This is a genomic window from Pseudomonas sp. B611 (genome assembly GCF_055407965.1).
On sequence record NZ_JBUZST010000027.1, the window covers coordinates 46,061 to 56,362 of the forward strand.

5 protein-coding genes are annotated in these 10,302 nt (G+C 62.7%); 4 read left to right on the forward strand and 1 reads right to left on the reverse strand.

The features are described from left to right. Positions 1-9 precede the first annotated feature (9 nt). Positions 10-1,329, forward strand: a complete 1,320-nt coding sequence (locus tag ACZRMO_RS28835) for an ATP-binding protein (RefSeq protein WP_463975103.1) — start codon at positions 10-12, stop codon at positions 1,327-1,329. Here the strand turns inward: ACZRMO_RS28835 and ACZRMO_RS28840 are convergent. Further along, positions 1,326-3,266, reverse strand: a complete 1,941-nt coding sequence (locus tag ACZRMO_RS28840; RefSeq protein ID WP_463975099.1) for a TonB-dependent receptor domain-containing protein — start codon at positions 3,264-3,266, stop codon at positions 1,326-1,328. The two genes, ACZRMO_RS28835 and ACZRMO_RS28840, sit on opposite strands and share 4 nt — an antisense overlap. Before the next feature lie 366 nt (positions 3,267-3,632). Between ACZRMO_RS28840 and ACZRMO_RS28845 the strand changes: the two genes are divergently transcribed. The 3 genes from ACZRMO_RS28845 to ACZRMO_RS28855 form a co-directional block, all read left to right on the forward strand. Continuing rightward, entirely contained in the window at positions 3,633-4,739 is a 1,107-nt protein-coding gene (locus ACZRMO_RS28845; protein ID WP_463975100.1) for an efflux RND transporter periplasmic adaptor subunit, read from the forward strand. A 2-nt stretch (positions 4,740-4,741) separates the two neighbouring features. Then, positions 4,742-7,825, forward strand: a complete 3,084-nt coding sequence (locus tag ACZRMO_RS28850; RefSeq protein WP_463975101.1) for an efflux RND transporter permease subunit — start codon at positions 4,742-4,744, stop codon at positions 7,823-7,825. 134 nt (positions 7,826-7,959) lie between these two features. Continuing rightward, the coding region (locus ACZRMO_RS28855) for a DUF6531 domain-containing protein (RefSeq protein ID WP_463975104.1) at positions 7,960-10,302 on the forward strand (2,343 nt) is incomplete at its 3' end.

Genomic DNA, 10,302 nt, shown 5'->3' on the forward strand with positions numbered 1-10,302 from the left:
CCGCGCACACTGGCGCGGCAACTGAGCCTGTTGTTGCTGCTGGCGCTGCTCGCGTCCAACGCCATTGCCATGCTGTTTCTGCAACGCACCGGCAGCCTGATCCACCCGCTGTCCCGCAGTTTCAGCCTGGAACGCCTGGGCATCGCGCACCACACGGCCATCGACTTGCCTGCGGATGAAACCGCGCACTTGTTGGAAGCCATGGGCACGGGCGACACGCGTTTCTGGATCGCTGCCACGCCGGAAGTCCCGCCGTTTGAACTGCGCCCGGAAGAACAACGCCTGGCCAACGAACTGCGCCGCCAACTGCAATTGGATAACGCCGCCAGCATCGGCATGCAGCTGGAACGCATCAGCGGCGCCAACGCCCGCACCCACGTGTTCAGCCCCGCTGGCTGGGCCCCGTTGCGCCTGCGCAGCAGCATCCCATTACCTGACGGCAGCTACCTGAACGCTGTGCAATATCCGGCCGGCGCCTATGAATGGGGCCGCGTATTGGCCTACAGCCTGCCCGTCACCACGCTGCCGGTGTTGCTGATCGTGATGTTTTTTATCGCCCGCGTGGTGCGCCCGGTGAAAACCCTAGCCCAGGCTACCGAACGCGTGAGCCGGGGTGAATGGATCGCCCCGCTGGCGGAAACCGGCGCGCAGGAAGCCCGCGACCTCACCGCCGCCTTCAACACCATGCAAGCCAACCTCGCGCGGCACGTCGAAGGCCGCACACGGATGCTCGCAGCCGTCAGCCATGACCTGAACACGCCGATCACCGAACTGCGCCTGCAAGTGGAGTTGCTGGAACCCGGCGACACCCGCGACGACATGTTGGAAAGCCTCGCCGAACTGAGTGCGATGGTGCGCGAAACCCTGAATTTCGTGCGCGACGATGCGGTGCAGGAACCCACTTCCACCCTGTCCCTGAGCGGCCTGCTGGATGACCTGGCCAAGCGTTATCAGCGCCTGCAACAACCCGTCACCTGGCACGGCGCGCCGCCGCTGATGCTGACCTGTCGCCCCTTGGCGCTGAAACGCGCCCTGACCAACCTGATCGACAACGCCTTGCACCATGCCGGCGACGCCTGCCTGGCCCTGCGCCGCGAGGCCGACGGCTGGCTGCGGATCGAGATCCTCGACCACGGCCACGGTTTGCCCGAGGACTGGTTAAGCAAAGTCTTCGAGCCCTTTGTGCAACGCGGCGTCAGTGACGGCGGCGTGGGGTTGGGCCTGGCGATTGCACGTTCGTGCATCCAGGCCCATGGCGGCGAATTGGTGCTGGAGAATCGCCCAGCAGCCGGCCTGTGCGCCGTGGTGCGCTTGCCCGCCGCGCTTTAGAAGTTCAGCGTGGCACCCATCCACAGCGTGCGGCCGTAGTTCACCGTGCCGTAGGTTTCATCGTCGAGGCGCTTGTCGGTGAGGTTATTGAGGGAGGCGTTGAGGGTCAGTGAGTCCGTCACGTCGAACGAACCGCCAAGATCCGCCGTGGTGTAGCCCGGCGCCGGTTTGTCGGTGGTAATGGTGTTGCCGGTTTCTTCGCCGTAGTAACTCAGCGAGGCCCAGGCCTGGGTGCGGTCGTTGATGCTCCACTCCGTGCGCACATTGGCTTTTTGCTCGGGGGTGAGGGCCAGCGGTGCGCCTTTGTTGGCGCCGCTTTTCTGCTCGGAATCGGTGTAGGTGTAGTTGGCCTTGAGCAGCACGCGGTCGTTGATGTCCCATTGGCCGTTGAGTTCGACGCCCTGGATGATCGCCTGGTCGACGTTGACCCGCTCCATCACGGTGTAGCCGTTCCACATACGGTCGGTGGTGACGGTGGAGAGCTTGTCCTGGAAGTCGTTGTAGAACAGCGTCACGCCGCCCGAGAGGTTGTCACGGTTGCTCCACAGCGCCGAGATTTCGTAGTTGGTGCTGGTCTCGGGCTTGAGATCCGGGTTGCCGAACATCACAAAGCGGTTGCGGCGCAGGTAGGCGTAATCGGCGACCACCGCGCGCAATTCCGGCGCCTTGAAGCCACGGGCGATACCGCCTTTGAGGGTCCACTGCTCGCCGGCGCGCCATACCCCGTAGACGCGCGGGCTGATGTGGGCGCCGTACTCTTCGTGCTCATCCAGGCGCAGGCCGGTGGTGAGGGCGAAGGTGTCGGTGACCGACCATTCGTTCTCGGCAAACAGGGCTTTTTGCGCGACAGAGAAGGTGTAGTCGACACGGTCACCCAGGCCCTGGTTCCAGTCGGTCAGCTCGCTTTTGTTCCATTGCAGGCCGACGGTGCTGACGTTATGCGCAGTGGGCACCACCAGCTTGGCGTCGAACACGGTGTTCTTGATCTCGGGCTTGCGTCCGTAGATATCGGTTTGTGCCGGCGTGGCCTTGCCTTCGCGGCTGGAGGTTTCCTGGGACAGCGCGATGTCCGACGTGGCCCAACCCCAACGCCCCTGATGGGACAGCGACCAGTGATCGCGGTTGTTCTCCTGCTCGCGGGTGGCCCAGTTGGCGCTGGTGCCATCACCGTTTTTCAGGCGGGTGGCGCCGGCCTCCAGGAGGATGTCGTGGTCGATGCTTGGGGTGAAGGCCAGGCGCGCGGTGAGGTCGCGGTGGTCGGCGCTGCTGAAGCCATTGGTCTGCTCGATGTCGTCGTCGGCCTGGCGGTCGAGGTAACGGCCCCACACCTGCAAGCCGAGGAAGTCTTCCTTGAGCGGGCCGCTGAGATAGAACTGGGTCTGGCGCGCATTGCCCTGGTCGCTGTGTTGGCGCGCGGAATAGTCATAGCCGATGGAGCCGCCCCAGGTCGGCGAAACCTTGCGCGTGATCACGTTGATCACCCCGCCGATGGCATCCGAGCCATACAGCGACGACATCGGCCCGCGCACCACTTCAATCCGCTCGATGGCGGCGGCTGGCGGTACAAAACTCTGCTCGTAGCCACTGTTGCCATTGACCCGTGATTCACGTGCGCTCTGACGTTTGCCATCGACCATGATCAAGGTGTAGTCCGCCGGCATGCCACGGATGGAGATGTCCGTTTCATTGGCGCCGCCGTTCACCGTCACGCCTTCCACATCACGCACCGCATCGCCCAAGTCGCGGTAGGACTTGCGGCGCAGCGCTTCACCATCGATCACCGTGACCGAAGCCGGCGCGTCTTCCACGCTTTGGGCAAAGCCGGCAGCCGTGACCACCACATCGTTGAGTTCCAGGGCAACAGGCTCGTCGGCATAGGCGTTAAAGCTACCGGCGACCAGCAGCACGAGGGGTGTGAAGCGAAAAGCAGGAAGCATGGGCGGGGACCTTAGGAGTGGACTCAAAAGAGAATCGTAATCATCCAGGCCCGGATAACTTGGACAAAGTGTGACATCGCCACAAGAAACCCAGCGCTGCTTTGATCGTTCCCACGCTCTGCGTGGGAACGCCGCCGGTGACGCTCTGCGTCACGCCTTCAAGAACGGACGCAGAGCGTCCAGGGATGCATTCCCACGCAGAGCGTGGGAACGATCATCAAGCCAGCTCCCACCTTTGATCCCGGGCGTTTTCAGATGACTGGGCCACCTCAAGACAGAAGAGGCTGGCTATATTTTTATTTCGGTCATAATATTCAACAAAATATTACCAACATAATTTTCTGCAATACCCCCCCGGAGCCCGCCATGCACCCTTCTCCCTTGCGCCACCTCCCCCCCCTGGCCCTGTTGATCCTCCTCAGCGGCTGCAACAGCCAGGCCGACACCGCCGCCCAAGCCCCCCAACCACGCCCGGTGCTCGCCGCCAAGGTGGAAGCCGCCCGCACCCAGCAAAACGCCTACACCGGCGTGGTCGCGGCGCGTACGGAAAGTGACCTGGGTTTCCGGGTCAGCGGCAAAGTCATCGAGCGCAAGGTCGACCCCGGCCAGCACGTCTCCCGTGGCGACACCTTGCTGGTGCTGGACATCGGCGACTTCGAACTGGCCCTGCGCTCGGCGAAAAACCGTGTCAACGCCGCCCAGGCGCAACTGCGCCAACGCCGTGACGACGAAAACCGCTACCAGCGCCTGGCCAGCACCGGCGCCGTGTCGCGGCAGATCTTCGACCAGTCGGCCACCAACCTGCGCGTCGCCGAAGCCGAACTGGCCGCCGCGCAATCCGATGCCAGCCAGATCGAAAACCGCCGCACCTATTCGGTCCTCAAGGCCGACGGCGACGGCATCATCACCGACGTGCGGGTGGAGCGCGGCCAAGTGGTCGCCGAAGGCCAAGTCGTCGCCCGCCTGGCCCACGACGGTGCCCGCGAAGCCATCGTCAACCTCCCGGAAAACCAGCGCGACCAAGCCTCGCAACGGGCCCTGGCCTTCCCCTTCGGTGCACCGGATCAAGCAGTGACCGCCACCCTGCGCGAACTGTCCGCCAGTGCCGACCCCACCACCCGCACCTACCGCGCCCGCTACGTGTTGCACGGCATCGTCGAGCGCTTCGCCCTCGGTTCGACCATCACCGTGCGCCTGCAAGGCAACGGCCAGGCCCAACACACCCGCGTGCCCATCGGCGCCTTGCAGGATGCGGGGCAAGGCACCGGCGTATGGCTGATCGGCGCGGACGACCGCGTCAGCTTCGCCCCGGTAAACGTCGTCAGCCTCGGCCAGGAAGACGCCCTGCTCGACGGCGGCGTGGCGCCTGGCCAGCTCATCGTCGCCCTCGGCGCCCACCTGCTGCACAGCGGTGACGCGGTACGCCTGCTGCCCGCCCAGGCACTGGCCCTCAACCGCAAGCAGGACCACTGAACATGCGCGGCATCAACCTCTCTGAACTGGCAGTCAAACACCGCGCGGTCACGCTGTTCCTGATCCTGGCGATCCTCGCCGCCGGGGTCTTCTCGTTCGGCAAACTGGGCCGCGCCGAAGACCCGTCGTTTACCGTCAAGGTCATGACCATCACCGCCGCCTGGCCCGGCGCCACTGCCCAGGAAATGCAAGAGCAAGTGGCCGACCGCCTGGAAAAACGCCTGCAGGAACTGGACTACTACGACCGCGTCGAGACCATTGCCCAGCCGGGCTTCGTGTCGATGCGCATGACCTTCAAGGAATCCACACGCCCTGGCGAGATCCAGGACCTGTTCTACCAGACCCGCAAAAAGCTCAGCGATGAAGCCGCGAAGCTGCCCAAAGGCGTGATCGGCCCGTTCTTCAACGATGAATATTCCGACGTGTACTTCGCCTTGTACGCCCTGGAAGCCGAACATTTGCCCCACCGGCAGCAGGTGCAGATAGCCGAAGAACTGCGCCAGGGCTTGCTCAATCTGCCAGGCGTCAAGAAGGTGAATATCCTCGGCGAGCAAGCGCAGCGGGTGTTTGTCGAGTTTTCCTACGAGCGCCTGGCGACGCTGGGTATCAAGCCGGATCAGATTTTTGCCGCACTGGCGGCGCAAAACGCCGTGGCGCCGTCAGGTTTTGTCGAGACGGCCGGTGCCCGCGCCTATATCCGTATCGACGGCGCTTTCGACAGCCTGGCGCTGATCGAAAACGTGCCGCTGGAAGTCAACGGCCGCGTCCTGCGCATCGCCGATGTGGCCACCGTCAGCCGTGGTTACGAAGACCCGCCCAGCTATCGCATCCGCCACCAGGGCGACCCGGCGCTGATGCTCGGCGTGATCATGGAAAAACACTGGAACGGCCTGGAACTGGACAAAAGCCTCAAGGCCGAGGAAGCCAGAATCCACGCCGACCTGCCCTTGGGCGTGAACTTCGCCAAGGTCGCCGACCAGGCGAAAAACATTCGCCTGGCAGTCAACGAGTTCATGCTGAAATTCTTCGTCGCCCTCGCGGTGGTCATGTTGATCAGCCTGTTGGCCCTGGGCTTTCGCGTAGGGCTGGTGGTAGCGGCGGCCGTGCCGCTGACCCTGTCCATCGTGTTTGTGATCATGCTGCTCACCGGTCGCGAGTTCGACCGCATTACCTTGGGTGCGCTGATCATTTCCCTGGGCTTGCTGGTGGACGACGCGATCATCGCCATTGAGATGATGGTGGTGAAACTGGAAGAAGGCTTTGACCGGATTCACGCTGCCACCTTCGCCTGGAGCTCCACGGCGGCGCCGATGTTGACCGGCACCTTGGTCACCATCATCGGTTTTCTGCCGGTGGGTTTTGCGCGCTCGGGGGCTGGGGAATATGCCGGCAATATCTTCTGGATCGTCGGTTTTGCGCTGATTTCATCCTGGCTGGTGGCGGTGGTTTTCACACCGTATCTGGGCGTGAAACTGCTGCCGCAGATCAAACCGGTACCCGGCGGGCACGACGCAATTTACGCAGGGCGGTATTACCAGAGGCTGCGCGATTTGGTCGAAAGCTGTGTACGACATCGCTGGCTGGTGACCGCTTTGGTGGTGACGGCGTTTGTGTTGTGCGGGTTGGGCATGGGTCTGGTGAAGAAGCAGTTCTTCCCCAATTCCGACCGCTCCGAGCTGATCCTTGAGGTGTATATGCCCCCCGGCAGTGCGTTCAAAAGCACCGAGGCGGTGGCGGCGCAGCTGGAAAAAGCCCTGCTGCAAGAACCACAGACCACCCTGGTGGATACCTACGTGGGCGGCGGTGCGCCGCGGTTTTTTCTGTCGCTGAATCCGGAACTGCCTGACCCGGCATTCGCCAAGCTGATCGTGCAAACGCCGGATTCCCACGCCCGTGACGCATTAAAGCTACGCATGCGCGAACGCATTGCAGCGGGCGAATTCCCTGCCGCCCGTGTGCGGGTGACCCAATTGCTGTTCGGCCCGCCCGTGCCGTTCCCGGTGGTGTTCCGCGTTTCCGGTCCCGACGTCGATGTACTGCGCGGCGTGGCCGAAGACGTGCGCAAGGTCGTCGCCGCAAACAAGCTCACCAAGGACGCCTTCCTCGATTGGGGCGAGCGTACCAGCGGTTACCGCCTGGTGCTGGATCAAGACCGCCTGCGCCTGCTGGGCTTCACCCCCAACGAGGTCAAATCCCAGCTCAATGCCCTGCTCAGCGGCAACCCCATCACCGAAGTACGCGAAGGCAACCGCACCGTGTCGGTGGTCGCCCGCGCCCAGGGCAGCCAGCGCGAAAACCTCGGCAACCTCAACAACATGACCCTGACCAACAGCACCGGCACGGCGGTGCCACTGGCCCAGGTCGGCCACTTCCAGGCGGTGATGGAAGAACCAATCCTCAAGCGCCGCAACCGCGCGGCCACCGTGGAAGTGCGCGCCGACATCATTGACGGCGTGCAGCCGCCCGACGTGGAAATGGCCGTGTACAAAGACCTGCAACCCCTGCTCGCAACGCTGCCCGCCGGCTACCGCATCGACATCGGCGGCCCGGTTGAAGAAAGCGCCAAGGCCAACGTCGCACTGGCGGCACTGTTCCCAATCATGATCCTGCTGACCCTCACGGTGATCATGTTCCAGGTGCGTTCGTTCGGCGTGATGTTCATGGTCTTCGCCACCGCACCGCTGGGCTTGATTGGCGCGGTGCCAACCTTGCTGCTGTTCAACCAGCCGTTCGGCTTCAACGCGATCCTGGGGCTGATCGGCATTGGTGGGATCCTGATGCGCAACACGCTGATCTTCACCGACCAGATCCGCCAGAACCAGGAGCACGGCATGGCCATCCGCGAGGCCATTGTGGAAGCCACCGTGCGGCGTGCGCGGCCAGTCATCCTCACCGCGCTGGCGGCGGCGCTGGCCTTTATCCCGCTGACGCTGTCGGTGTTCTGGTCGTCCCTGGCCTACGTGCTGATTGGCGGAGTGCTGGTGGGCACGTTGTTGACGCTGCTGTTTCTGCCGGCGCTGTGCAGCCTGGTGCTGGGGCGAGAGAAGACGCGAGTTGTCGAAACGTCCCACGTAAGCGCCGGATAAGCTCTACTCCCCGCCCCTGAAAACCTCTGCAAAGTCCCTCGCCTGATTTCACAGTGCGAGGGATTGCAGATGGATCTTCATGTTGTAGGGACACTTTCGTGAACCCGGCCATTGGCAGGCTGGCCCTGACCCCAATGGATGCGAAAACGGTAGATGCCGAAGGCGTCTTCCGCGATTTTCTCGAATGCCTGAACAGCTTTGATAAGTGGGCGCAAAACTTCTGGCTTTTTGCGGCGCTGGATGTCGAGCAGGTGTTCAAAGTCGGCGATGACGTGGCGCTGGTCGCGCCGGTCAATCGCTCGATCATACCCAGCAGCACCGTGTTCACCTGCCCGGCCAATGGCACGTTGACGCTGGTGCATATGTTTCAGAGCACGCGCTTTGTGCCCATCGGCAACACGCCGGTGGTGCTGCAACGCGTTGATCCCAATGGCGGCCCACTGGGCGAGCCTATTCACAAGACCATCGGCCCGAGCGGCATCCTCGAAATCACCGAGTGTGATCGCAACCAGCTGTACCGGATCAATTTCTACCCCAACGTTTCCCAAGATCACGTCAAGGCGCTGTACGCGTCCTACCAATCGGTGATCGCCGAGCTGGAAGTTCGCCTACGCGAAGCGTGGACGAATACCTTCCAGGACCAGTGGAAAACCTACACCGACGCCAGCCCGCTGGAGCGCCGCCGGCTGGAGGAAACGGCGTTTCTGGTTGGCATGGGTAAGACGCTCTACAACCTATGGGACAACATCCCACAGCTGTATGAGCTGCTAGCTGATATCAAGCCCAACAGCGAAAAGCTGTTGCAGTACCTCTCCCAAACCGAACTCGACGAGCTGCTTGCGCTGGGCAAGGACACCCTGGCCAACGGTTTGCTGGTGCTCAGTGATGAGCCGCTGTTGTTCATCTATGTGTCGGCGATGGTCAGCTGGATGCGCATGCTGCCACCGCAAGAAGTCAGCGAGCTGATGGGGGAAATTACCAGCGAGGTGTTGATTGCCCTGCTGCTGATCAAGGTGGGCGCCGCGATGGGGGTTGCGGTGCAACTGGGGGTGCAGGTGTTGCGCCGTATCAGGTCCGAGCGGGCGCGCGAGTGGGTGGCGTTGCTGGCCAAGCAGCTGGCGGGGCCGAAGCTGGATGCGCATGTCGAGGCGTCGAAGCCGTTGTTGCTGGGTGGGCCGGCGACGGCGATCAAGACGATCCCGGATGCGCCGTTGAAGGCTGGGGATCAGTTGGTTTCGAATCCGGTGCCGGTGGTGCGGGGCAAGGTTAAACAGCAGACCGTGTTGGTACGGCAGGAACATGTTGATGATGTTCCTGCTTCCGGCAGGAATGCCAACGGTGATGCGGCGGCTTCTGCGGACAAGACCGCTACCAATGGTTGTCCGGTGTCGATGGTCACCGGGGAGGAATTGCTCACCCTGACTGACGGCGTGCTCGACGGAGTTTTGCCGTTCGAGTGGACGCGGCTTTATCGCACCAGTGCGGTGGACGTGGATTGTGGGCTGGGGTTTGGCTGGAGTCATGCGCTGGCCCACAGGCTTTGTGTTTCGGGTGATTCGGTGGTGTGGACGGACCATGAGAATCGGTCTACCGCCCTGCCCTTGCCTACGGTTGCTCGGCCGGCGATTACCAACAGCCTGGCTGAAGCGGCCATTTATCTCGGGACGTTGCCTGACGAGTTGGTGCTGGCGCAGGCGTCGCGTTTCTACCATTTCCGGGATGGTTTGCTGACAGCCATCAGCGATGCGTATGACAACCGACTGCGCATTTCCCGGGATGTGTTGGGGCGCATTGAGCGGCTGGACAACGGTGTCGGGCGTTCGCTGTTTTTGCGTTATGAGTTGGGCCGCATCGTGGCGGTGGATTACCAGATTCAGCGGGCCGAGGGTTCTGATCCCTACGTCTGGGTGAGCGAGTACAGCGTCGTTTCCTACGCCTATGACGACCTTGGCCGGTTGGTTTCGGCGACCAATGCCGTAGGCGAAAGCGAGGTTTATCGCTACGACGATCAGCACGTGATCCTTGAGCGTGGCTTGGCCGGTGGGGCGAGTTTCTTTTGGGAGTGGGAACGGTCTGGCAAGGCTGCGCGGTGTGTCCGGCATTGGGCAAGTTTTTCGCAGATGGACACGCGCTATGCCTGGGGGGACGACGGGCGGGTCACGGTATTCAACGCCGATGGCAGCCAAGAGGTTTATGTCCACGACCAACGGGCACAGCTGGTGCAGCGGGTTGATCCGGATGGCTCGGCGCACTTCAAATCCTATGACGACAAGGGTCGGCTGACGGTCGAGCAAGACCCGCTGGGCGCGGTGACGGCGTATCAATACGACGACGCCGGACGCTTGGTGGCGCTGTTTCCGGGGGATGATGAGCCGACCTCCTACGAGCATGACAACGGTTTCGTACGGGTTGTGCGCCGTGGTGAGGCGGTCTGGAAGTACGAGCACAATGATCAGGGCGATGTCACGCGTAGGACG